General features: G+C 54.6%; 24 protein-coding genes and 2 pseudogenes. 18 read left to right on the top strand and 8 right to left on the bottom strand.

Annotated features, from left to right (window positions below; translation table 11 throughout):
- The first annotated feature begins 3 nt into the window (after positions 1–3).
- The 8 genes and pseudogenes from BN871_RS00770 to nfsA all read left to right on the top strand — a co-directional run bounded on the left by BN871_RS00770 (position 4) and on the right by nfsA (position 6,281).
- Positions 4–1,209, top strand: a complete 1,206-nt coding sequence (locus tag BN871_RS00770) for a hypothetical protein (protein WP_021880986.1) — start codon at positions 4–6, stop codon at positions 1,207–1,209.
- Between the two features lie 201 nt (positions 1,210–1,410).
- A pseudogene (locus BN871_RS00775) lies at positions 1,411–1,974 on the top strand (sigma-70 family RNA polymerase sigma factor); the annotation flags it as partial.
- 7 nt (positions 1,975–1,981) lie between these two features.
- A pseudogene (ureC, locus tag BN871_RS26420) lies at positions 1,982–2,224 on the top strand (urease subunit alpha); the annotation flags it as partial.
- Between the two features lie 53 nt (positions 2,225–2,277).
- A complete protein-coding gene (locus BN871_RS00780) occupies positions 2,278–2,946 on the top strand; it encodes an urease accessory protein UreF (protein ID WP_307721775.1) in 669 nt (222 codons plus the stop codon).
- Positions 2,947–3,178: 232 nt separating this feature from the next.
- Positions 3,179–3,934 (top strand): urease accessory protein UreG, encoded by a 756-nt coding sequence (gene ureG, locus BN871_RS00785; RefSeq protein ID WP_048743750.1) that lies wholly within the window; start codon positions 3,179–3,181, stop codon positions 3,932–3,934.
- The gene (locus BN871_RS00790) at positions 3,931–4,800 is read left to right on the top strand and encodes an urease accessory protein UreD (protein WP_048743751.1); all 870 of its coding nucleotides are present in this window, start codon (positions 3,931–3,933) and stop codon (positions 4,798–4,800) included. Before ureG ends, BN871_RS00790 begins: the two co-directional genes overlap by 4 nt.
- Positions 4,801–4,983: 183 nt before the next feature.
- Positions 4,984–5,427, top strand: coding sequence for a MarR family winged helix-turn-helix transcriptional regulator (locus tag BN871_RS00795; protein WP_048743753.1), 444 nt, complete (start codon positions 4,984–4,986; stop codon positions 5,425–5,427).
- A 104-nt stretch (positions 5,428–5,531) separates the two neighbouring features.
- A complete protein-coding gene (gene nfsA, locus BN871_RS00800; RefSeq protein WP_048743755.1) occupies positions 5,532–6,281 on the top strand; it encodes an oxygen-insensitive NADPH nitroreductase in 750 nt (249 codons plus the stop codon).
- 80 nt (positions 6,282–6,361) lie between these two features.
- Here nfsA and BN871_RS00805 read toward each other — a convergent pair whose 3' ends face one another.
- Positions 6,362–6,802 carry a hypothetical protein gene (locus BN871_RS00805; RefSeq protein ID WP_021877866.1) on the bottom strand — a complete coding sequence of 147 codons (441 nt, stop codon included), beginning with the start codon at positions 6,800–6,802 and terminating at the stop codon, positions 6,362–6,364.
- Between the two features lie 246 nt (positions 6,803–7,048).
- Between BN871_RS00805 and BN871_RS00810 the strand changes: the two genes are divergently transcribed.
- Together BN871_RS00810 and BN871_RS00815 are read left to right on the top strand one after the other, a co-directional pair.
- Entirely contained in the window at positions 7,049–8,005 is a 957-nt protein-coding gene (locus tag BN871_RS00810; protein ID WP_021877867.1) for a 3'-5' exoribonuclease YhaM family protein, read from the top strand.
- Between the two features lie 91 nt (positions 8,006–8,096).
- Complete coding sequence (locus BN871_RS00815) at positions 8,097–8,828, top strand: NAD-dependent protein deacylase (RefSeq protein ID WP_021877868.1); 732 nt, start codon at positions 8,097–8,099, stop codon at positions 8,826–8,828.
- Between the two features lie 97 nt (positions 8,829–8,925).
- Here the strand turns inward: BN871_RS00815 and BN871_RS00820 are convergent, their stop codons facing one another.
- Both BN871_RS00820 and BN871_RS00825 read right to left on the bottom strand, forming a co-directional pair.
- Positions 8,926–9,171, bottom strand: a complete 246-nt coding sequence (locus BN871_RS00820) for a hypothetical protein (RefSeq protein WP_021877869.1) — start codon at positions 9,169–9,171, stop codon at positions 8,926–8,928.
- 13 nt (positions 9,172–9,184) lie between these two features.
- Positions 9,185–9,502, bottom strand: coding sequence for a hypothetical protein (locus tag BN871_RS00825; protein ID WP_021877870.1), 318 nt, complete (start codon positions 9,500–9,502; stop codon positions 9,185–9,187).
- Positions 9,503–9,804: 302 nt separating this feature from the next.
- On the opposite strand from BN871_RS00825, the gene sigK reads away from it, so the two are divergent.
- Positions 9,805–10,506 carry an RNA polymerase sporulation sigma factor SigK gene (gene sigK / locus BN871_RS00830; protein WP_048743760.1) on the top strand — a complete coding sequence of 234 codons (702 nt, stop codon included), beginning with the start codon at positions 9,805–9,807 and terminating at the stop codon, positions 10,504–10,506.
- Between the two features lie 210 nt (positions 10,507–10,716).
- Here the strand turns inward: sigK and BN871_RS00835 are convergent, their stop codons facing one another.
- The 5 genes from BN871_RS00835 to lspA all read right to left on the bottom strand — a co-directional run bounded on the left by BN871_RS00835 (position 10,717) and on the right by lspA (position 16,440).
- Positions 10,717–11,586, bottom strand: coding sequence for an ATP-binding cassette domain-containing protein (locus tag BN871_RS00835; protein ID WP_048743761.1), 870 nt, complete (start codon positions 11,584–11,586; stop codon positions 10,717–10,719).
- A gap of 2 nt (positions 11,587–11,588) precedes the next feature.
- Positions 11,589–14,000 (bottom strand): ABC transporter permease, encoded by a 2,412-nt coding sequence (locus BN871_RS00840; protein WP_048743763.1) that lies wholly within the window; start codon positions 13,998–14,000, stop codon positions 11,589–11,591.
- Between the two features lie 11 nt (positions 14,001–14,011).
- Positions 14,012–15,220, bottom strand: a complete 1,209-nt coding sequence (locus BN871_RS00845) for a hypothetical protein (RefSeq protein WP_048743765.1) — start codon at positions 15,218–15,220, stop codon at positions 14,012–14,014.
- 117 nt (positions 15,221–15,337) lie between these two features.
- Positions 15,338–15,754 (bottom strand): hypothetical protein, encoded by a 417-nt coding sequence (locus BN871_RS27310; RefSeq protein ID WP_127506324.1) that lies wholly within the window; start codon positions 15,752–15,754, stop codon positions 15,338–15,340.
- Positions 15,755–15,984: 230 nt separating this feature from the next.
- Complete coding sequence (lspA, locus tag BN871_RS00850) at positions 15,985–16,440, bottom strand: signal peptidase II (protein ID WP_048743767.1); 456 nt, start codon at positions 16,438–16,440, stop codon at positions 15,985–15,987.
- A gap of 525 nt (positions 16,441–16,965) precedes the next feature.
- Here lspA and BN871_RS00855 point away from each other — a divergent pair.
- From BN871_RS00855 to BN871_RS00885, 7 genes are all read left to right on the top strand, one after another.
- Complete coding sequence (locus BN871_RS00855) at positions 16,966–18,765, top strand: sensor histidine kinase (RefSeq protein ID WP_232312733.1); 1,800 nt, start codon at positions 16,966–16,968, stop codon at positions 18,763–18,765.
- Complete coding sequence (locus BN871_RS00860) at positions 18,749–19,975, top strand: response regulator (RefSeq protein WP_048743769.1); 1,227 nt, start codon at positions 18,749–18,751, stop codon at positions 19,973–19,975. The genes BN871_RS00855 and BN871_RS00860 overlap by 17 nt, the downstream gene beginning before the upstream one ends.
- A 234-nt stretch (positions 19,976–20,209) precedes the next feature.
- Positions 20,210–20,680 (top strand): YhcH/YjgK/YiaL family protein, encoded by a 471-nt coding sequence (locus BN871_RS00865; RefSeq protein ID WP_021877878.1) that lies wholly within the window; start codon positions 20,210–20,212, stop codon positions 20,678–20,680.
- 52 nt (positions 20,681–20,732) lie between these two features.
- Positions 20,733–22,154, top strand: a complete 1,422-nt coding sequence (locus BN871_RS00870; protein ID WP_048743770.1) for an ABC transporter substrate-binding protein — start codon at positions 20,733–20,735, stop codon at positions 22,152–22,154.
- Positions 22,155–22,245: 91 nt separating this feature from the next.
- Positions 22,246–23,121: a carbohydrate ABC transporter permease gene (locus BN871_RS00875; protein ID WP_021877881.1), complete on the top strand. Its 876-nt coding sequence runs from the start codon at positions 22,246–22,248 to the stop codon at positions 23,119–23,121.
- 9 nt (positions 23,122–23,130) lie between these two features.
- Entirely contained in the window at positions 23,131–23,970 is an 840-nt protein-coding gene (locus BN871_RS00880) for a carbohydrate ABC transporter permease (protein ID WP_048743772.1), read from the top strand.
- The gene (locus BN871_RS00885) at positions 23,967–24,863 is read left to right on the top strand and encodes an ROK family protein (protein WP_048743773.1); all 897 of its coding nucleotides are present in this window, start codon (positions 23,967–23,969) and stop codon (positions 24,861–24,863) included. Before BN871_RS00880 ends, BN871_RS00885 begins: the two co-directional genes overlap by 4 nt.
- The last annotated feature ends 4 nt before the right edge of the window (positions 24,864–24,867 follow it).

Raw genomic sequence — 24,867 nt, forward strand, 5'->3', positions numbered from 1 at the left:
ACTATGAGAAGAAGATACGGATACAGCATCGGGCTTGCTGTCCTAAGCGCCGCCGTCCTGGCCGCTTATGCGGGAGCCGCCGGCTCCGACAGCAATCCCCCATACAAGCTCGTTACACTGGAAGGAAGCACGGAGGCGATGAAAGGCTTCGTCTTGGAAGGACTCGGTTCCCGCTTGTCGGCGGATGGACGCAGGGAAAGGACGGGAAGCCGGTTTTTATCCGCTCCCTTCGACGATCTGATCCAGCCTGACCGCTATTCTTCCGAGCGGAACCAGCTCATTATCGCCCATCGTTCCTTCATGCGCGGGCATCGGCAGGATGAGTCGTTCTACCGGGACGGGAATTTCGTCATCGGTGCCGATATGGACGACAGCCTTTCGTCCGTCAAGATTCGTATTCTGGATCTTGCCGGTTCCGGCAGCAAGGAATTCACCGTGCCCGTTCGGGCGAATGCTGCGAAGGCGGACAATCCCCTTTACCAGGACAAGACCGTTCTGGACATCCAGCGGATAGAAAACCGCATCCACCTGCTGGTGCGCGGACAGCATGACAGCCCGGGCAATGGCCCGGCGATCTGGACTTTTACGGATTATATCGTCGACAAGGAGAGCGGGGAGCTGCTGCAGGCGGAGGAAATTTACCAAACGGTCCCGGATCCCGACCCTTATACGGAGACTTCGGTCGAGCTGATCGCCGAGGTGCGGGAGCTTGAGCCCTCTTCTTCCGTGATGCTCAATGTGAAGACGATCAAGCGCAAGGGTCCGGATGCCGCTAGGTCCGAACAGGATCTGGTTTTGAAAGATTGGCGCATCATCGGCTACGATTACGCCAGCGGCGATACCTGGGATCTGCCCAAGGCGGGAATGGATCGGCTCAAGCAAGGGCTTGCGCCGAGGCTGCACGAAGGAAAGCTCTATGCATTCAACGAGCGGAATGCCGAGCCGCTCATTCATGTCCTCGACACCCGGACGGGAGAGCCGTTGGCAGAGCCTTTGAAGCTTGATCGTAGCGGCAGCGCGGGATTGCGCAGCATCCGGCTCGAGAAGGGATTGATATACGACAACCTGATCCTGAATAAAATACCTACCGTCGTGGTCTACGAGGAGAAGACGCGCAAGGTTGTATACCGCGGCGCCGTAGAGCGGACGGACAGCGATTCGCAGAGTGTGGACTACCAGTATTTCCAGTTCAACTACTACGGGGAATGACTCCCGTTTTCCTTATTTGCCGAGGCCAAGCGCCGAGGCTTTTTTTTTCGTCGAATTACTGCTCGGCAATTCCACGCCGCCAGTCGTTTGGATGCGTTTCCAGGCTTCTGGCGGCTCTGTCGGACGGTGTCGGAACAGGAATAAAAATGAAGCCCGAGGAGATAATGCTTATTAATGTTTCTCCTTGGGAGGTAGTCACAATTGACCCGAAATAAAGTCGAGATCTGCGGAGTGGATACTTCCAAACTCCCCGTGCTTACGAACGTCGAAATGAGGGAGCTGTTCACCGCTCTCCAGACCCAGAACGAGTGGTCCGCAAGAGAGAAGCTCGTGAACGGGAACCTGAGGCTCGTCCTCAGCGTCATCCAGCGGTTCAACAACCGGGGAGAATTCGTGGACGACCTGTTCCAGGTCGGCTGCATCGGACTCATGAAGGCCATCGATAATTTTGACCTCAGTCAAAACGTCAAGTTTTCCACATATGCCGTCCCTATGATCATCGGCGAGATCCGCCGCTACCTGCGGGACAACAACCCGATCCGGGTATCGCGCTCGCTGCGGGATATCGCCTACAAGGCGCTGCAGGTCCGCGACAGCCTCACGAACCAGAATTCCCGCGAGCCGACGATCTTCGAGATATCCGAGGCGCTCGGCGTGCCGAAGGAGGACGTCGTCTTCGCCCTGGACGCCATCCAGGATCCGGTTTCCCTGTTCGAGCCGATCTATCATGACGGCGGCGACCCGATCTACGTGATGGACCAGATACGGCAGCTGCATCACCTTCGTCTCCCAAGCGGCCCATGACAGCGGCATCGCGGAGCGGCTCGGCCTGCAGAAGCGGGTGGAGCCGGTCAAGGGCTGCCGGACAGTATCCAAAAAAGACATGATCCACAACGACGCCACCCCCGTCATCGAGGTCGACCCGGAAACCTACAAGGTGACGGTGGACGGTATCCATGCGGCCTGCGAGCCTGCGGAAAGCGTGCCGATGGCGCAAAGGTACTTCTTATTCTGACCTCTGGCGCCGGAAGCCGCGGGGCTTCTTCCAGTCCTCCGGCCAACTGGCTCGTGCTGCAGCAGCTGCTGGACTCGGCGCTGCCGATCGGAGGCTTCTCGCACAGCTTCGGCTTGGAGACGCTGATCCAGGAAGGCGGCATCCGCAGCGCTGCCGATCTGGAGCAGTATTTGCGCGCCATGCTGGAGCAGAGCTGGGCGACGACGGATGCGCTGGTCGTCTCCGCCGTCTATCGGGATGCGCCGGCAGGGGAGTATCGGCGGTTATGGGCGGCTGAGCGCATCGTGCATGTCCAGCGCATCGGAACCGAGACCCGCTCCGGGATGGAGAAGATGGGACGGCGCCTGCTGGCGCTGGCGGCGTCGATCTATCCGGGATGCCGCATGGAAGAGCTGGAGAAGGCATACCGGGAAGGGGAATGCCTGCTGACCCATCCGCTCGTATTCGGCTGGATCTGCTGGCAGAGCGGCATCGGGCGGGAGCAGGCCGTGCAGGGGTGGCTGTACGGCAGCATCAGCAATGCGGTGAACAGCGCTCTGCGCCTGATGGCCATCGGACAGACGGAAGCCCAGCGCATGCTGGCCTTGCTGTCGGCGGATGCCGGACGGGCCGCCGGAATAACGCTCGGCATGGAGCCGGAAGAGGCTTGGAGCAACATGCCTTTCGCCGAGCTGGCCATGATCCGCCACGAGACGCTGTACTCGCGATTGTTCATGTCCTGAACCTGTTCAACGGCCGGTTTCCTGCCATCCCATACCGAGAGGAAGAACGAGGGATGAGTTCGGCACGGGATGACGAGTGGACGCGGAAGACGGCCGGATTGGCCGGACGATGGGCGGCGGGGCCTCATTTCCCCGACCCGCACCGTCACCCTGAAGATTAGCGGCAAGGAATGAGCTTGATGGAAGACATAGATTGAATCCAAACCAACTTATTGCCTGGGAGGCGTACATTATGTGCCAAGGACAAGGACATACGCATGTGGAATGGGAGACGAATCCGATCCCGGCGGGGAGGCCGATCCGGATCGGCATCGGCGGACCGGTCGGCTCCGGCAAGACCAAGCTGGTGGAGCGCCTGGCGGAAGCGCTGAAGGATAAATACAGCCTGGCGGTCATTACCAACGACATCTATACCAAGGAGGATGCGCGGATATTGGCGGCGACAGGCGTTCTTCCGGAAGAGCGGATCATAGGCGTGGAGACGGGCGGCTGCCCGCATACGGCTGTGCGCGAGGATGCTTCGATGAATTTCGAGGCGATCGAGGAGCTGCAGAGCCGGTTCTCTCCGCTCGAGCTTATCTTCATCGAGAGCGGCGGCGACAATCTGGCTGCCGCGTTCAGCCCCGAGCTGGCGGACCGGTTCATCTACATCATCGACGTTGCCCAAGGGGAAAAAATACCGCGCAAGGGCGGCCCGGGCATCATGCGATCCGACCTGCTCGTCATCAACAAGACCGACCTTGCTCCTCATGTAGGAGCGAGCCTCGAGGTGATGGAGGCGGACTCGCGCCGCATGCGCGGCGACCGGCCGTTCGTCTTCTCCAATCTGTTCGGAGGCGAAGGGACGGCGGAGATCGCCGCTTGGCTGGAGCATGAAATCGCCCATGCCCAGGGCAGAAGCCATACCCATCACGAGCACGGCCATGCTCATGGCGAGAGCGCCGCGGCCTCCGAAGCGGCTGCCGGCGGATACGGACACTCCCATTGAGCACGGTCCCGGAAGCGGGAGCGCCGAACGGCATCCGGGTATCCGAGCTTCGGGCGACATTCGAGCATCGATCCGGCGCAACGCGGCTGCAGGAGCGCTATCATACTTCGCCCATCAAGATCGCCAAAAGCTTTCCGCTCGGCAGCGGAGCGGGCATTCTCGTCATGGATGTGTCGCCGGGCATGCTGGAAGGCGACGCGTACCGGATGGACTGGACGGCCGGCAGCGATACGATGGTCCAGATATCCAACCAGTCGTTCCTCAAGGTGCATCCGTGTCCTGGAGGCGGCGGCGCATCGCTGCGGCAGCGGTTCAGCATCGGCGAGAATGCGGTCATGGAACATATGCCCGAACCGGTCATGCTGTTCGGAGATGCGTCTTTCGCCTCGGATACGGAAGTGATGCTCGCTCCCGGCGCCTGCTGGATGCAGGCCGAGGCGCTCTGTCCGGGCCGGACGCTGCGCGGAGAAGTATTCCGCTACCGCCGCCTGGACAGCAAGCTTGCCGTATACGAGGATGGAGAATTGATCTATCGCCAGCACCAGCGCATTATTCCCGGCGAGCAGCTGCTAGGCGCGCCGGGAAGCTGGCAGGGGATGACCCATTGGGGAACCTTCTGCGTGTTCTCGTCGCTGGTGGACCGCCGGCTGGAGGAGAAGCTGCGCGAAGCGATGGATTCTCTCCAGCCGGTGCCCGGGCGCGAGGTCGTCAGCGGCGTCTCGCTGACATGGAGAAGCGGCCTCGTGGTGCAGGCCGGAGCCCGCAGCGCGTGGACGCTGCAGCGGGCATTGGAGCATGCCTGGCTGACGGCAAGAAAGCTGTTGAGGCCGGATTTGCCGGACCCGCTCCGTAAAGCTTTGAACTAAACTTTTTGAAACCTGACCGTCCTGCTCTGCGTAGTTCAAGGATTGAGGCAGCCTTTGCCCATCTTGAACGAACGGGGCTGCGTCGTGTCAGGTTTCTTTTTTAGCTTTACATTGAAGATTTTTAGAGGAAAAGGATATAATAACCCCAACTTACTTCCAAAGGGGTCTGGAGGTGAAAGAAGCATGGTCAATGAAGCGGTATCGCAAGAGCTGATCAGACAGCTGGATGACCGGTTCAGACTCGTCCGCAAGCTCATCAACTCCGAATGGAACCGGGATAACGAACATGGACTTGGCCTTACGCATGTCCGCATTCTCAGCCTGTTGTCCTCCGAAGGCCCGCAGAAGGCATCGGTGCTGGCGGATCGGCTCCAGATTACTTCCGGCGCGGTAACCGGACTGGCCGACCGTCTGGTCGAGCTTGGCTATATTTCTAGAGAGCGCGGGGAGCAGGACCGCAGAGTCGTGCTGCTCGATATCGAAGCGAACGGCAAGCAGCTGCTCGAGCAGGTGAGCAAGACCAAGCAGAAGCTGATGTACAAGCTGTACGAGGGGATGGACGGGACGGATATGGAGCAGATGCTTCGGTATTTCGACCGGATGATCGCCAATCTGCAGTCGGAGTGACGGATTCCGCTCAGGCCTGATGGTTTGGACGGCTGCTGGCAGCCCGGCCTCCTGTCCCTTATAATGGACAGGAGGTTTTTTGTCCCCGAAAGGAGGCTGGCATCATGCAAGCCGGCAATAGCAACGAGACTATCAAGCTGCTCATGAACCACCGCTCCATCCGGCGCTACAAAAACGAGCCGGTCACGGGCGAACAGCTGGACGCGATTCTGGCTTGCGCCCGTCAAGCTTCTTCTTCCAGCCATATGCAGGCTTACAGCGTCATCGGGATAACTGATTCCGAGCTGAGGAATCAGATCGCCGATGTCGCCGGCAGCCAGCGCCATGTCCGGGAAGCGCCTGTCTTCCTCGTCTGGTGCGCCGATCTCAGCCGCTTCGGAGAAGCGGTCGCCATGCATGGAGGAAGCTTCGACGCGACGACGGAGTATTTCCTTGTGGCGACGGTCGATGCCTCGCTTGCGGCTCAGAACGCGGCGGCGGCAGCCGAGTCTCTGGGACTCGGCATCGTGTACATTGGCGGAATCCGCAACGACATGAGGAAGATGTCGGAGCTGCTCGGACTGCCGCCTCTCGTCTATCCCGTATTCGGGATGTGCATCGGCGTTCCCGACGAGCAGCCGGATCACCGGCCGCGGCTGCCGCTGGAAAGCATGTATGCCGAGAACCGGTATAGGGAAAATGGTTATGCCGAAGACCTGGAGCGCTACGACAGCCTCTATGCGGATTACATCCGCAACCGGTCCGGCGGAGGCAGGGAATCGTCGTGGACGCGCGAGATGAAAGGGCGCACCGATTATCCGTCGCGCATCTACGGTGATTTCTTGCGGGAACAGGGATTTTCGTTCGAGGATTGAACCGGACAGGCAAAGAAGGGGGCCGCACGGCATACAGCCATGCAGCCCCTGCTTTATTTATGCGCCGGTTACCGGTATCGTCATTCCCGGTCTTCTTCCTCCGGGTGCGCCCCGACTCCGTTCAGCAGATCGGTGCCGTGGAATTCGTCGGGCGGAGCAGCGGGATCGACGGGCGTATCGTCGGCGAGCTCCAGAAGGTCCGGATCGGCGTTCACGGTACGCACGCCGACAGGAACCTCCTCGGCATAGTCGCCGCCGTCGCGCTGCTTGGCGTATTGATCCGGACTCGGCGCTTCCGCCCCGTCGACATCATCCGCCAGCGCGGCGTTCGCCTGGGAGGAGGACACGGTGTAGCTGTCGACCTGAACGGTTCCATAGGTGCCTTCTCCGGAAGGATACGTGCGGAGAAGCTCTTCCTCGGCGCCCTGCACCCGGCTTCCTTCGCGCTGGTCCTCGAACAGGCCGAATCGAGGATCGATGTCTTTTTCCGTCGCGAGACCTTCTTTGTTCTTGTCTTCCATGCTTGTCCCCTCCTGGTTGATGGATCTTCCTTCTGCTGCAGCGTTCGATTGCCTTGATAGGCAGTTTATACCCTGTTGCAAGGGTTTCCAATCGCTCGGCTGTCCATACGCTTCCTGGCGGAGAGGGGGCTGCAAGCGGGAACGGGCGCGCCGAATAGCCTGTCACAGTAAAGCGATGACGAGCCTGGATGGGCCGTTCCGTAGTATACTGGAGACAGGAATGAACACCCGGAAGGAGCCTGCTGCATGACGTTGATTAGCAGTCTGAACGACAAGGACGAATTTACAGGGTTCTATCTGGTCAAGGAACTCGATGTCAAGCTGACCAATGCGACGCCTCCCAAGGATTATTGGGATCTCGTGCTCTCGGACTCCAGCGGCCAGCTTACGGCCAAGTACTGGGATTTGAAGCCGCATGAGAAAGATACGCTGAAGCCGATGATGCTGGCCAAAGTACAGGGGACCGTACAGCTGTACAGGGAACGCCTGCAGATGAAGGTATCCCGGATCCGGCCTGCGGCGCCGGAGGACAATTTGCAGCTGACGGACTTCATCCGTGCCGCTCCCGCGGCCCCCGACGCTTTGATGGAGAACATACGCAGCAAGGTCGACTCCATTCAAGACGTGCAGATTCGTGAAATAACCGCTTATTGCGTCGTGAAGGCGGGAGATCGGCTGGAGCATTACCCTGCGGCCAAAAGCCATCATCATGCCTACTATGCGGGCCTTGCCTACCACATGGTTCGGATGCTGGAGATCGGGGAGTTCCTCTGCCTGCAGAGGCCGTTCCTGAACCGGGATCTCTTGGTTGCGGGCATCATCCTGCATGATCTGGCCAAGCCGGAGGAAATGAACGCGCAGCTCGGCATCGTCTCCGAATACAGCGACCGCGGCCGGCTGATCGGCCATCTGGCGCTCATATCCGGCTGGATTACGGAAGCGGCGCTGAAGCTGGGCATCGAGCTGGAATCCGCCAAGGTAACAGCGCTTCAGCATCTTGTGCTGTCCCATCACAACCTCGGGGAATGGGGAAGTCCCGTGCAGCCGCAAATGGCCGAGGCGGTCGCGCTCCATTTCATCGATTCGCTCGACGCCAAGCTGCAGATGGTCGAGGACGCGCTCGGCTCTACGCCGGAAGCCGACAGCTGGACGCCGATGATCCGCGGATTGGAAAACAAGGCGATTTTCAAAACCAGCCTGTAGAAGCCGGCCGCAGCTAATTTGGCTGCATCGGCGTCAGTCTCCGCCGAAGCGGGGTAAAGGTGGGAAATGAACCTGAAGAGGGAGTGGCCGCATGGAGCAGGCGGATCTGCAGACGATTCTGTCCGACAGCCGGCGCATCGTATTTTTCGGCGGGGCGGGAACCTCCACGGAAAGCGGGATTCCCGATTTCCGCTCGGCGGACGGGTTGTACGAGCAGCGTACGAGCAAAACGTATTTGCCGGAAGAGATTTTGAGCCGGGACTTTTTCATGGAGCATCCGGCTGATTTCTATGCCTTTTACCGGACCCATATGGTCTATCCCGAAGCGCTTCCCAATGCCGCGCATCGAGCGCTGGCTAGGCTGGAGCAGGAGGGCCGGCTGACGGCGGTCGTCACCCAGAATATCGACGGCCTGCATCAGCTTGCCGGCAGCCGCAGCGTGCTGGAGCTGCACGGATCGGTTCACCGCAACTATTGCATGGACTGCGGGCTCAAGTATCCGTTGTCCGCCGTCCTGCGCGATCCGCGCCCGGTTCCTCTCTGCACGGCCTGCGAAGGCATCGTCAAGCCGGATGTCGTGCTGTATCAGGAGAACCTCGATACGGATCTCCTGGATCGCGCGGCATTCGAGATCGAGCAGGCCGACACGCTCATCGTAGGAGGCACGTCGCTGACGGTGCATCCGGCTGCGGGCCTCGTGAGCCTGTACCGCGGCGATAAGCTTATTATCGTCAACCGGACTCCGACTCCGCTCGATGCTTATGCGAACTATATTTCGGACGGAAATGTCGGCGACGTGCTGGGTTCCCTGTACCCTCGATGATGATTTCGGCGTCCGTCCTGTACATGATGGCGAAAAGCCCAGGCAGATCATATCTGCCTGGGCTTTTTTTGGGTTAAAAGATGGCGGCAGTCGTCGATTATTGACCCGATGCTGCTGCGAGAGACAACAGGAAGAAGAGCAGCGAGATCCCCATTACAATCAGGATAAGGATCAGGTAAGCCCGGCTCAGATTGCGCTTGTTGAGATTGACGCCGGAGCCGAACGCCCATACGAACAGCATGATGATATTGACGATCGGAATAGCGAGCAGCAGCATCGTCACCATCCAGGAGCTGGTGCGGATGACTTGGGAGCTGCCGGTCGGAATCGGTTGATAGGACATAGGAGTTCTCCTTTTAAACGTTCATATCGTTCATGGATTTGAAGGCACTGAACATGACAGCTCCGAAAACAGCCAGCAAGATGATGTAGAGGACGATGCCGATCAGCGCCCATAAAAGATACGCCCGCGCAAAGTACTTCCGGTTCAGGTTCGCGCTGTCGCCGAACGCCCAGACGAACAGGAAGATGATGTTGACGATGGGAATCATGAGAATGACAAGCGAGCCGAGCCAGGATTTGACGCTGACGACTTCGTCGCTTGCATAGGGCGGCGCGTATCCCGGCGGTACCGGGGGCTGCTGCCCTGCCGGCGGTTGGAAGGTGGATTCCATACTTTTTAACTCTCCCCTTAACTATGGTCAGAACGATGATTTTATCGACAGGAAGATTTGGAAAGTTAATACCATTTCCTTAAATACTGGAAAATCAACGATTTTATTTATATTAATCGGCTTCTTGCTTCTGCGGCGGTGAAGATGTACCCGATTCAGGCGATTTTGATTTGAATGCGGCCTATTTTGCGTGTGTCTGCTCCGTACAGGCACGTATAGGCGGCAGCCCACATAAACTGTCAGTACACTTGCACCGGTGCCCTCGGCAGGGCCGGTAATACTGCATGGGGGTGGCTCGAAAAATGCCTGGATTATTTGCCGCAATCGCCCTGTTCATCAAGCAGCTCAGCCTGCTCGTATCCTATGTCAAAAACAACGCCTTTCCGCAGCCGCTGCAGGAGGAAGAGGAGCTGCGCCATCTGAAGCTGATGGCCGAGGGCAATCCCGTATCCAGGAACTTGCTGATCGAGCATAATCTGAGGCTTGTCGCCCATATCGTCAAAAAATTCGACAACACCGGCGAGGATGCCGAGGATCTCATCTCCATCGGCACAATCGGGCTGATCAAGGCGATCGAGAGCTTCCAGACCGGCAAGGGGACAAAGCTGGCGACATTCGCGGCCCGATGCATCGAGAACGAAATTCTGATGCATCTCCGCTCGCTGAAGAAAACGCGCAAGGACGTCTCCCTGCACGATCCCATCGGTACGGATAAGGAAGGCAACGAAATCACGCTTATCGATATCCTGGGCTCGGAGCATGACGATGTCGTGGAGAAGGTGCAGCTCAAAATCGAGAAGTCGAAGATCTACAAAAATCTGGACATTCTCGACGAGCGGGAGCGGGAAGTGGTGATGGCCCGGTTCGGGCTGGAGCATGGCGGCGAGGAGCGGACGCAGCGGGAAATCGCCAAGGAGCTGGGCATCAGCCGAAGCTATGTGTCGCGGATCGAGAAGCGGGCGCTCATGAAGCTTTATCATGAGTTTTATAAGGCGAAGAAATAAATCTCTGGCCGTAAATTTAATGAATCATGATGGCAACATCTGAGTTGAACGAATAAATCTGGACAAAGGAAGGTTTTATCATTTCTAAGACGCCTGCAAGGGTGTCTTTCTTTTTATCCTCTTAGGGATTCCATTCCTTGATGAGCTACAGCAATATCCTGCGTAGGCTTCTCGGCCATTTCTCTAGCTTTGATGGAATAAGGAGGGGGATTAATCCTGGAAATAACGAAGATACACGTCTTCCAAGTTGGGCTTGACCGCTCTAGTCTCCAGGTTCAGCAGAGGCTGATCGTGAACAATTCTTGCCCATATCCCCTCACGATCACTTAATATACTGCTTACCTTGAAACGTGCTTGGAGCAGGGGGAGTTCCGCTTCCGATGTATGTACTTCGTGTACATGACCCTCCATGCAAGAAAGCAAGTTCACCGGATCATCCTGCAAGATCAGCGCCCCTTCCTTCATGAGCAATATTTCCTTTGATATAAATTCAATATCTGAAACAACGTGGGTTGCAATGACCACGATTTTATTGAGAGCAATGGTAGATATAAAATTGCGAATGCGTATTCTTTCTTTTGGATCAAGTCCTGCTGTAGGTTCATCCATAATAAGCAGATCGGGATCGTTCAATAATGCCTGGGCAATGAGGATGCGCTGTTTCATCCCCCCGGAATACGCAGCAAGTTTCGTGTCCGCATCTTGCGTTAAATTTACAATCGACAACAACTCATCAATTCTAGTTTTCGCTTGGGCCGTCGGCAGCCCCTTAAGAGCAGCCATATACCATAAGAAGCGCCGGCCTGTAAATTCACGATAAATGCCTTGTTGTTGCGGCATATAACCTAATAATTCTCGATAGTTTTCGCCAAGTCTACTAATATGCTGCCCATTGAATAGAATTTCTCCTTCATCGGGTTGAATTTGATCCGTAATCAGATTCATTAAGGTTGACTTACCCGCTCCATTTGGCCCCAATACACCATATATACCGGGAGTCAGATGTGACGTGAACTGATGCAGGGCTGCTTTACGTCCTCGATCATAGCGTTTTGAAATGGAGTTGATGGACAATTGCATGTTCAGTTTTCCCTCCATTTGAATCTGTTTATAATAGACCAAGCCGCTCGGAATGCTGCCATGCCGACCACAACCAATCCGCCAAAGTACAAGCTTATCCCCGTTCCATAAGATACCGAATTAAATTTGCCGTAGAGCTCAAATGCGAAATTAAAACTATACTTGTCGATTACCGACAGGCCCATGTATTGAAGACAAAGCGGAAGCACGGCTAATGAGGTAGCTGTCAGGAGTAGAAAAGACTGCTTCTTCAGACTTACAGCAATGAACAAAATAACATGAGCCAGCATCAGTACACCAAGCAATTGCAGCAAGCTTGTCACTATCACATAGGTTAAAATGCTAATCGGCCAGTTCACATTTCCCAGAACTTCAATGCTTTGGACAGGCGCGCTCCAATCAAGGCGGGGATAATGAACAATGACATTATAGAATTTAGGTATTTGAACAAGCACCAACAACCATATAGCGAATGCATATGCAATAGCATGTTTCATGGCGAACAAACGCCATCTTCCCCTTGGACTGCTCCAAATGACCCTCATCATCTCATTTTTATAATCCAATGCAAACAAAGGGCCAAGGCCGACAATCAACAGAAGGACGTAAATAATTCCATCAAGAAGGCGATCTTGCTGGCTGTTAAATAAGGCATCACTGGATATTGTATTTACAAAGTTGCCCGTAATTCCTTGCTTCTGCTTTAATTGGAGCAAATAATCTCGTTGTTTCTCGACAAATCGGAATGCTTTGTCTTGCTTCGCATATTCATCGATTTTGAATTTTTCCTGATTGTAAGTAATTAAGTCAATCTCCATATTTTTTAATTTCAGTTTCAAAGCATCGAGCTCCTGAGGCATTGCTGTGAATTTATCTCTTTCCTCACTAAGAAATAAAAGCTTCTCTTGCGTCAATTCTCCATGCAGAGATAATATGTAGCGGTTATATGTACCTGAATCCAGATCAAACGGACGTTCATTCTGATCTATTCGGTTATACATTAGAAAAACGGCGAAAATAAGAACCAGAACAGATTTCCCAACGATCAGAAGTTTATACCATTCATGTAAAAAGAGAGAATTCGTTCTCCTGTGCTTCCATAACGAAGCTTTCCATTTCACAATCCAACGCAGCGGTGCTGGACTTGTTATGGAAACAGGCTGCTTCACAAATAGCCAAGCACAAGCCAAGGGCAAGATCGCCGTCATTATTGCCCATACCCATAAGGTTAATGTATCCTTCCGAACAGGATAGCCCAATATATTCAAGTTGCGATAATCGGAGATGAAATGGAAGGCATCATAAAAAGCCAGAATGTTGATATACTTTAGTACATTCAAATAAGAATTCGGATGAATAAGCGAGTAACACAAATAGCTGGCGCCTAGCAAGAGGGATGTCGCGACATAAATTTTGGAGATATGCCCAAGACCGAGAAATAACGCAGCCATCAGCCAGCCCAATAGTATATTGACCAGGATCTTCAACAACATATATACCAAAAGGTACTGTTCCACTGTCAACGGTTGAACGGCATGATAAAAAGAACTCATGGACTGAATATATCGGGAGAGACTGCCAAACCCATATAATCGCTCTGCAAGAAGTAGAATCGAACCATAGTAAATCAAAGAGAGAAAAATGGTAATAAGCGTCAAGGCAGTCAACTTCGCTCCGAATGTACGCAGTTTACCGTGACGAGTAGAGCGAATGAGGGATGTTAATCCCTCCTCTTTCTCCACATAAAATAGGATGGTGATAAGCAGGAAGATCAACATAGCCAAGCAGAAATCAGTCGACCAAGTATTCGTCCCAGATACAATCCCTTCCTCCAGCCCTAATTGGAATGGCAAGCCGCGTAAAGGCTTAAAATCCTCGACTGTCTTTACAATATTCCGATAAGAGAAGGAATCTTTCTTGTTGAATATGGAGACGGATTTCATTTCATTTGCTTGTTCTTCCATCGAGCTTATTTTGTCATCAAAATGGTCAGCATTTTCAAATTGAAGTCTCAACATATTTAAAAGATAAGAATCCCGTATTATCGCTTGCTCTTGGTTGAAGTAAGGACTTGTTTCATATTGCTCGTAGGCTTGTTGATTATCCCTTTTCAAATCAGCGACAATTTTCTGCCAAGGACTATCCTTTGGACTCAAATAGGCTTGTATGAATTGCCCATAAAGAATGAACTGTTGAACTTGTAGGGTTGTTAATCTCTTCCCATCCACAGGGGGTAATCCTTTATAGGATTGCTCTACCTGTTTGTACTGGTCACGATTTTGAATGAGCAAATGATGATCTTTGCGTTGTTCATTGACGAAGAAAACACTATTTATAAGGAGGAGGATGATGGCTAGCAGCATCACAATTCGCTTGTGTACGATTTTATTCAGCTCGTAACCGATCAGTTTCATCGACACGCCCCTCAGTCAACAAGGGATTCATTCTCAACTTTGCTTTCCAGCAAAGGCTTAAATGAGGCTTGTTTTGTCTCGAATTGACTTTTATCTATGTAGTAATATCCAGTCTTCGTGTCATCACTGTATCTGATAAACATATAACGGTCATCACCGACATAAAGTTGAAAAAATTTTGTTAAAGGCGTTAAGTCAAGCGAATCAATCTTTACATTATCTTTCAAAATGGCTAATTCATACGGGACTCCTTTAGGCAGATGATCCTTGTAAGCATCATTCGGACGAATATACGAATAGTTATTATCTTTAAGAAAATAGGAAATGACGGGTGGATGTTCGATAGGCAATTCTTTTATGTCTCGTCCTTGTAGATCAGATGAATACTTTTTAAGCGTTCTTGGGTCAGCCGGGTCACCATAGAAGTAACTGAAATATAGCCTTTGATCTGAAATACTCAAGATTGAGCTATATCCGCCATCACCACGATCCCACAATGTAGTGACCTTTCCCGTACTGAAATCATATCTTTGCTCTGCATATCCTTTATTTCCAAGACCTACCCAATACAGTTGATTGCCGAACGGGATCATGGCTGATAAGTCTGTAATACCATCTGTGCCCGTATAAATAATCTCTTCTTTATTAGGGTCCTTAAGCTTGGATCGCTTGATCTCAAGCTGCTCAACATTGTCTTTTGTAACGCTAACCGTGGCGTAATATATATAGCCCCGATGGATGGCAATTGTTTTCGGTGATAGTTTAAAAGTCTTGATTTCGTGTCGGTTTTTACCGTCGCTATCCATGCGAGATAATTTCATATACCAACCAAATTTTGATATTTTAGGATCGAATAAGCTTTCTGCTATGTACAAATGAGAATGGTAATATTGCAGCAAGCTTGTCATTTGCTCTTCATTCTTAACAAAAGCATAACAGTTCTTGCTGTCGGGTTTATTCAAGCAGTTGTTGTCTGGCCGATTATCCAGAATTACGGGCTTCATCTTCTCCTTGTCCATATAATAAATTAGATTGTTATGCAGAAGATAATATCCTGTCTCCGAACTAGTCATCCCCAAACCCATAAAACCATCACGGAACTGATAGGGAAAATCCACCTCTGAATGATACTCATTATCGCTGGGCATAACCGAGCGATTACATCCCGCAGATAAGAATGACATCGCTAAAATCATCCCTAAGAAGATTTTTTTCCTCATTTCATGATGCCCCTTTTACTCTGAATTAGGTATGAACTGAACATAGAAGAAGTGCCTTAGAAAAGAGTTTAGGTCTTTTCTAAGGCACTAAATCCTTACATGGCGCATCTTATTTAGTTAAATATTTGTAGATCCAGACCAGGTGAAGTTTTGATTCGAATTATTCGTATAAGAAATACTATGAGACCCTGTGGCGGATTTGAAAACGACAGGGGCATCTTTTGAGTAAGCGGTTGCATAAGCTGAAACCGTATTTGAAGCCGAAGCAGATGAATGCTTGATGTCGTTCACATCGCCAAATACATAATTATAAGTAACCGAGGCGTAAGAGGTGCAGAGAGTAGATCCACACGTAGTGCTTGCTGTAGCGCCGTAACTTGAACCGTTTGCAAATTTGCTGATGGAACCGGAGACAGAAACTCCTCCAACTGTAGACGATATGGAAGATGCTGCAAAAGAGCTGCCTCCTAGCATAAACGCTGCTACAGGTACGGATAAGGCAAATGTTAATAGTTTGGATTTGTGTAATTTCATATAATTACCTCCATCAATCCTATTTTATTCCTATGTAAGATCTTGTTGTCGTATCTACTTTTCTCCGGCCGGATGATGGGGTAGATATCTCTGCAAGAATATATTCTATTACAATTTATGTCAACATTTTAATATAAACCCTTATAATGGAATTTTTGTGGAAGAGATTCGACACTTATCGATGCATGCATCAATCGGAGCTGCGGGCCGTGCATGCGGAGCGGAGGATATCAATTCTTCCACTCTTTGATTGCTAACCTTTTCAGCCAGTTGAGGGCCGAATGAATGAGAAGGAGCAGCACGCCAGCCTCGATGGCATGATCGGCCACGTTGAGAATGCCTCCGGAGCGCACAAGGAAGTCCGTTACGCGTCCGAACAGCAGGCGATCGATTCCGTTGCCTGCCGCTCCGCCAACGAGCAATCCGAAGCTGGCTTCCAGAAGGATGCGTTTCTTCTCCAGGGTGCCGCGATAATAGAGAATGGCCACGACGAACAGCAGAGCCGCAATGCCGAACAGAGTTCCATATCCCTGAAACAGGCTTCCGGCCATCCCGCTGTTCTCATAACGGCTGATTTGGAACGGCCCCCATGGGAATGAATCCCCGATCTCGAGATTTCTGCGGATCAGCCATTTGGTCGCTTGATCCAGCATGAATGTCAGTACCGCGATGCTATAGAACAGCATGGCCGACCTTCTTTCCTTATAGGCTTCTTCCATTCTAGAACATTTGTGCAAGCTTTGTCTTTATCGCGCTTCCCTCCTCTCCGTTCCGAATGGCAGTCAAACCGGTTCAGCCTGATTCATTAAAGGGTCTAACGCAGCGACAACTCCCAATCAATTTCATTTTGCCGATGTTGATGGAAATCCGCTTGTTGCCAATCTGCTTTTTATCGCAATTGTCAAGCGAATAACCGTCGAAATCCAGTCGGCGCAGCGTCGATAAATCTATTGCTTTTAAGATATTTAGAGCTTGTAAAATGCAGTGTAATTCTAAAATCGATATAATGGACGAATCGGGAAAAGATCGTCCCGTTTCCTTTGCTTGGCCAAAAGCCGGTACTGGAACGGATTGCATGATGCGAGAACTGCGGATTGGAGCTAGAATGAGGGGATGAATGAAAGCGCAGTCATCAGGCCTTTGAAAATAACAGGTTCTATCTTTGGGATGACGTTATAGCAGCCAGAGGGACAAAAGGGATGTGAATGCAGTTGAAAACCTTCGATGCAGCAAGCCGCCAAAGCCGCTTCCCCCGCTGGAACACGATCCGCAACCGCGTATTCTTCTCCATCCTCTGCTTTCTGATCGCCCCCGTGCTGATCAGCATGTATCTGCTCGACAAGCCGCTGGAGCGGACGATCGAGCATAAAATCGGGGAATCCAACCAGGATGCCTTGTCTCTGGTCACCTACAACGTGAAGCTTCTGCTTGACGACATGGTCCAGGCATCGGTGGAGATGACGCTCCAGGCCGATATCCGCTCGGTTTTGAAGGATCCCGGCCAATATTCCAAATACGAAAAGCTCAGGCTGTCCGACGCCGCGTTCAAACGGGTGTTCAGCTCTTATTTCACGAACACGGACATCACCTTGATCGACCGCTACGGCGGCTGGCTGAGCACAAGCTACGTACCGGATGCCAAGCTGAGCGCCTATACCGGCTCCGACTGGTACTCTTCGCTCATGAGCCAGCCCTATCGCCAGCTCTGGATGTCCGGAGACTCCCGGATGCTGTACCTGGAGCAGAGGCCGATGGTGACGCTTGTCAAAGCGGTGTCCGACTTTCCCGAAGGCCAAAACCTCGGTTCGATCTCCTTCAGCGTGCCGGAGACGGATGTCCGCAAAATGCTGCGGGGCCTGGACGGGGCCGTCTATTTGCTGGACAAGGAGGACCGGATCGTCTCTGCCGGCGGAGGCGGCATGCAGGGGCAGCAGGCTCCGGAGGAAATCCGGATGGCCGGAATCCACTCGAGCCGCCAAGGACAAAGCATCGTCGAAAAGGACGGACGGAAGTGGATCGTCAGCCATGATACGATCGGCTTGAACGGCTGGACGACGGTCCAGATGGTGCCTTACGACAAAGTGTTCGAGGAAATCGTGACGATCCGGCGGACCAATATGCTTGTTCTTGCTGCGATATTCATCGTGTTCACGATCGTGACGCTGTCGATTTCCAACGGAATGTCCAAGCCTCTGAGGCTGCTGCGCAAGAAGATGACCGAGCTGGAAAGCAAGCAGTTCCATTCCACGATCCAGGTCGCGGGACCTCAGGAGATCGCGGCGCTCAGCCAGACGTACAACGACATGGTGAGGGAGATCAGGCATCTGCTGCAGCGGGTCAAGCAGGAATACGAACAGAAGGAAGACATGCGCTTCCGGGCGCTCCAGTCCCAGATCAATCCCCATTTCCTGCTCAATACGCTGAACAACATCAAATGGCTTGCTTACTTGCGCAAGGACGACGAGGTCGGGGACATGCTGTCCAGCCTCGGCGGCATTCTGGAAGGAAGCATCGGGCGCGACGGCAGTCTTGCGACGCTGCGGCAGGAGCTGGATTATATCGGCAGCTACATGAACTTGATGAAAATGAGCCTGGGCGCCGTCTCTCTCGAGATCGATGTTCCGGATGAGCTGCTGGATCAGGAAGCGCTTAAAATGATGCTGCAGCCTGTCGTGGAGAACTGCCTCATGCATGGGCTGAAGGACAAGGCGTCAGGCGGCGCGATCCGGATCGAGGCTCTCCGAAACGAGGAGCAGGTCATCGTCGCGGTAAGCGACAACGGGGCCGGCATGGCGGAGGCGAGGCTGATGGAGCTGAGGAAACGGCTGGAGGCGGACGCGCAGGAGGAGCCGTCCCGGCGGATCGGAATCAAAAATGTGCATGACCGGATCCGGCTTCAGTACGGCAAGCCCTATGGCATCAAGCTGGATAGCATGGAAGGGAACGGGACGACGGTGACGGTACTGTTGCCGGCAAGGAAAGGGAGGGAAGGACATGGCGGGGAAGCTTAAAGTGATGCTGGTCGAGGATGAGCTGCTGGTCCGGCTCGGGATCAAGTCGCTGGTCGACTGGGAGAGCCACTCCTTCGACTATATCGGCGATGCGGCCGACGGGGAGATGGCGCTGGAGCTGATGGAGCAGGGCGTGCCGGATATTCTGCTGACCGATATCGTCATGCCGCGGATGGACGGACTCGAGCTGATCGCCAGGGTGAAGGAGAAGTACCCGGATATGATGATCATCGTGCTCAGCAGCCACGACGAATACGACTATGTGCGCCGGGCGATGAAGCTCGGCATCGAGGATTACGTGCTGAAGACTTCCATCAAGCCGTCCGTGCTGCTGGAGCTGCTGGGCGAAGCTGCGGCCAAATACGAATCCCGCCGCGGGAGCGGAGCTTCCCCGGCGCCTGCGGAACGGCGGGAGAGCCAGGCTGACCGCATGGGGCGGCAATTGCGAGGCGAGCTCCAGGAGCCCCGGCCAGCCGGGCTGGAGCTGCCGCCGCTGCCGAAAGGAATGCGGCTGCTGCATGTGCGCGTGAGGGGATTCCGCGACGAGTCGCAGCGGGATTCGGCCTTCCGCCTGCTTGACCATCTTGTCCAGTCGGAGCTGCGGGATTTCCTGGGTTCCAGCCTCTGCATGCCCAATCCGCTCGAGATGGCCGCGTTGATTCAGCCGTTGGAATCCACAGCCGATGCCATCGCAGCCGATGCCATCGCAGCCGAAGCCGCCGCGGCGCGGATCGACAGCCTGATCCGAGCTTCCGGATCGATGCTCGGCATGGAGCTCGAAGCCGGCCTGTCGCCGCCTTGCGCAGATTGGGAGGAGCTTCGAGGCTATTATGCGGAGGCGCGCAGGCATGCGGAGGAATCGCCCCCTAACGCCGCATCGCGGGAAGATATCCGCGGCCTGCTGGCGTATCTGGGGGAGAACTACGCGAAATCCTTGTCTCTGAAGGATGCCGCAGCCCGGCTGAGCATGAGCGAGGCGTACCTCAGCACCTTGTTCAAGCGCGAAACCGGAATGAATTTTACCGATTGGGTGAACCGGCTGCGGATCGAGAAGGCTTCGGAGTATTTGAAGAAGACCGATATGCCCAGTTATTTGATTTCGGAGCGGGTAGGATACGAGAACATCAACTATTTCGGAAGGATCTTCAAGAAGGTCAAGGGAATAAGCCCGCAGCAGTTCAGGGGGAAATTTAAAAAAGGCTTGAAATGAAGGCTTGAAATGACTTTATAGGGAGGCTGCCTCGAGCAGGGCCTCTCTTTTTATCTAAATAGAGTGAATGTACGGCTAAAGAATGTGAAGATCGGCGGATAAAATCCATACAGGGTGAACAATTCGCGCAAATCCGTTCCTGTGAGCCTCGAATAGGCCTCGATATAATGAGGGCATAAGCCGCAAAGCCGACATTCATAAAAGGGCTTACATGAATCATGAAGGAGGGCAGGCATGATTGCAGATGCCTTGGACGGGTCCGGACACGATAGCCGTTATCTTCATCCTGTGCTGCAGCGAGCGCTTGCATTTCTGCTTGAAACCGATTTCTCGAAGGTGGAGGACGGCCGCATCGACATCGACGGCGACCGCTTCTATGCGCAGGTCATGAGTCTCCATACCGTCCCGCCGGAGGAGAGGCTTGCGGAAAAGCACGAGCGCTGCATCGATATCCATTTCCTGCTCGAAGGGGAGGAAGACATCGGCTGGAAGCCCCATGACGGCAAGGAAATCCTGCATCTTGCTTATGACGCCGAGCAGGATTGCACGCTGTACCGCGAGCTGGAGCGTGAGCGGCGCATCCGGCTTGAGCCCGGAATGTACATGATGCTGTTCCCGTCCGATATCCATCGTCCCGGGCTGGGAGGCGGGGAGCGGGCGCGCAAGGCCGTCGTCAAGATCGCTTCTGATCTGCTGCAAGCCTGATCCGCAACGGCCGGCATCATCCGCAATGACCAATTTGAAGGGGGAAATACCCATGCTCAAAAAAAGAGCGATGACCGTCCTGACCGCTGCTCTGGCTTTATCCGTGGCCGCCGGCTGTTCCGGCGCCAACTCGAATTCGAATTCCGCCGGTTCAGCCGACTCGGCCGGAGGGACATCCGGTGCCGGCAAAAAGGAAAAGGTGGAGCTTTCCCTGTGGCTGACTCCGCAATGGAAGGGAGTCATGGACGCCACGGAGGACGGCGCCGACTACGACAGCTTTTTCCTGTATGCCGCCGACAAATTCAAGAAGCAGTACGACAAGTACGACGTGAAGGTCAATGTCCAGGTCGTCGCGGGAGACCAGCGGGATGAGCTGCTGAACGTCAACCTCAACGGCGGCACTCCGCCGGATATGTTTTTTGAAAGCGTGTTCGCAATGGGCGATTATGTGCACCGTGGGGCGCTCGCTCCTCTGACCGACATCGTGGACGATGCCGCCAGAAAGGACATCGCCCAAGGCTACTGGGACAACGTCACGTTCGGCAAGGACGTCTACTTCTATCCGTTCGCCCATAACCCGGGAACGCTGGCCTACAACGCCGATATGTTCCGCGCGGCCGGCCTGGACAGCTTGGTAGGCGGGGAAAACGAGATCAAGACGTGGACGCTCGACGAATACAACCGGATTCTGGAGACGCTGAAAACGAAGCTGCCGAAGGACAAGTACCCCAATGCGTACCCGATGGCGCTGTATGCTCTGAACAACCAGGGGGATACGTGGAACCTGGCTTACCTGAGAATGTTCGGCAACAAGTTCTTCGATGACAAGAACAATCTCGCCGTGGACGATGCCGACGGAATCAAGGCGGCCGAATGGCTGAAGAAGGTGTACGATTCCGGCTATTCCAACCCCGGCGCCGAATCCGTCTCCTCCAACGATGCCAACGCGATGTTCCAGAACCAGCAGCTCGGCATCAGCTTCACCAACGCCGTCCTGTACAACAACGCCAAGGCGGACATGAAGGCGGGCAAATCTCCTTCCTTCGACATGCGCCTGGCGAATATTCCATCCGCAAGCGGCAAGCCGCTGGCCTTCACGTATGTCGTCGGCACGGCGCTGTTCAACACGGGCGACAAGGCCCGAATGGAAGCGTCCAAGGACTTCATCAAGTTCTTCTCCACCGATCCGGAGCTGGTGAAGGCATCCAAGAACAGCATTCCGGTGCGCAGCTCGGTCGCTTCCGAATTCGCCTCCCAATTTCCGCTGTTTACCGCCTATGACGCCAACGCCGCCAACATGTTCTCCTTCACCGGCAATGTCGCGGGCTACAGCGAGCTGAGGCAGGTGCTGTATCCGGAGCTGCAGGCGATGTACACGGGAGAGAAGACCCCGGCGCAGGCGATCAAGGATTATCAGTCCAAAGGAAACGCCGTTCTGCAGAAAGCCAGAGAAAGCTCGGTCATCAAGCCCTAAGCCGATCGCGAGGAAGCGAGCGCGCCATCCGGCATCCGGGATGTCCCGCCTGCGGGCGGGAGTTCCGGCCAAGGGAGAAAGGTAAGCAGCCATGATACGGTACAATCGCAATGTCAAAGAAGGCCTGACCGGATATTTGTTCATCGCCCCGCAGTTCCTGCTGTTCCTGATCTTCGTCGTCTATCCGATTGTCGAAGGCTTGCGCCTCAGCCTGTACAAGGTCCAATACCGGACGGAAACGTTCGTCGGATTCGACAATTACGCCGCTCTGTTCGGCGACCCCGTCTTTTTCAAGGCGGTCTGGAACACGGTCATTTTCGTCGTCGCCATCGTTTTGCTGACGGTCGCCTTTTCCTTCTTCGTCGGCTCCGCCGTCTTCGACAAAAACGCCAAGTATGTCTCGTTCATCCGGGGGAGCTATTACATTCCCGTCATGGTGTCCATGGTCGTCATGAGCATGGTGTGGAGCTTCCTGCTGAATCCGGCCAACGGCCTCATCTCGTATATGGCCCGGGAGATGGAAATGAGCACGGTGAATCTGCTCGGCAACAAAAGCACGGTGCTGCCGGTCGTCATCTTCGTCACCTTCGCCACGAACGTCGGGCAGGCGATCATCCTGTACATCGCCGCGATGATCGGCGTCCCGAAGGATCTGTTCGAGGCCGCGGAAGTAGACGGGGCGGGCCGCCTGCATGTCATCCGCCATATTCTCCTGCCGCTCGTGAAGCCCACCACCATCTACATCACCATCATCAACATCATCGCCGTGCTGAAAATCTTCGTGGTCATCCAGCTGCTTACGGGCGGCGGACCGAACAACGCTTCCGTGACCTTGATGTACTACCTCTACAACAACGCCTTCAAGTACAACCAGCTCGGCGTTGCCTCCGCGGTAGGCGTCATCATGTTCCTGCTGACGCTGTTGTTGTCCGTGCCCCAGCTCAAAGCCATGTTCAACGATAAGTGAGGGTTGGCTATGCGGCAAGAAAAAGCAAAGAAACGGGAATCATTCGATATCGCCAGCAACACGGTCGTGCTTCTCTTCGCCCTGCTGAATCTGTTCCCGCTGTACTGGCTGTTCAGCAGCTCGGTCAAGAACAGCTCCGATGTCATCAAGATGCCGCCGGACTGGTGGCCGCGCACGTTTACCTGGTCCAACTACGCCGATGTGTTCACCAATCAGCCGGCTCTGCGCTGGACGCTGAACAGCTTGTACGTGGCCGGATTGTCGACGGCGCTGCTCATCGTCACGAGCTCCATGGCGGCCTACGCCTTTTCCAAGCTTCGGTTCAAGGGGCGCAGCGTCTTCTTTATCGTCTTCATCTCCAGCCTGATGATTCCGAAGGAAGTGATGATCGTGCCTCTGTTCCGGATCTCCCAGGATCTGGGTCTCGTCAACAGCGTGTACGGCATGATCTGGCCCAACGTGGCGACGGCTTTTGGCGTCTTCCTTCTCAAAGGATTTTTCGACACGGCGCCGGATGCGCTGAGGGAAGCGGCAAGGATTGACGGGGCCGGAGAAGTCAGAACATTCTTGCAAATCATGCTGCCGATCGTCAAGCCCGGCATCGGAGCGCTGTTCATCCTGAACTTCGTTCAGGTATGGAACGACTATCTGTGGCAGCTGGTCATCGGCCAGAACAAGGAGAGCAAAACGCTTATGGTCGGAATCGCGACGCTGATGCAGGATCTCAATCCGAACTTCGCCTACAAGATGGCGGGCGCCACGGTCGCCGCGATCCCGATGCTGCTTATCTTCATCCTGTTCCAACGATACTTCACCCGCGGAATCTCGATTGGAGCGGTGAAGGAATGAGGCTGTTCGCCGCTCTCGACGTGGGAGGAACCGACATCAAGTTCGCCGTCCTGGACGGCTCGGCGGACATCGTTTTCGACGGCCGCGCCGCCACGCCGCAGGGACGGGCGAACATCGCCATACCGGAAGCGGCTGCTTCCATCATGGAATCGCTGCTGGCCAGGCATCCCGGCATAGCGGGAATCGGGGTCAGCACCGCGGGAGTCGTCGATCCCGGCAGCGGGGAGATTCTCTACGCCGGAGGGACGATTCCAGAGTACCGGGGCACGAATTGGAAAAGCGCTCTCGGCCGCCGGTTCGGCCTCCCGGTCTCGGTCATGAACGATGTCAACGCCGCCGCGCTGGGCGAATGGTGGAAGGGCGCGGCGCGCGGCTGCCCGCATTTTGCCTGCATCACGCTCGGCACCGGCATCGGCGGCGCGCTGTTCACAGAAGGAGCCGTCATGGCCGGGCCTCGCTTTCGAGCCGGAGAAATCGGCCATTCGCTCTATGACAAGGATGCCGGCACGACGTACGAGCAGCGGGCGTCGACTTCGGCTCTGCTGAACCGCGCGGCTGCGCAATGGCCCGGCTTCAAAGGCTCCGGCCCGGAGCTGTTCGCAGCCGCCCGATCCGGCGACGCCGCATGCGGAGCGCTGATCGACGAATGGGCCGCAGAGGTGGCGCGCGGAATCGCGGAACTGATGCTGCTGTTCGACCCGCTCAAGGTGCTGATCGGCGGCGGCGTGTCTGCCCAAGGCGAAGAGTTGCTCCGCAGGATCGGCCCTCATGTGCGGAGCTGCCTGCCTGCCGGGTTCGCTCCCGCCGAGCTGGCCGTCGCCGAGCTTGGCAACAGGGCGGCGCTGTATGGAGCCGTTCATGCTTACTATACGAAAGAGACGGAGACGATCTAGATGA

This window comes from Paenibacillus sp. P22, assembly GCF_000469945.2.
GTDB lineage: Bacteria > Bacillota > Bacilli > Paenibacillales > Paenibacillaceae > Paenibacillus_O > Paenibacillus_O humicus.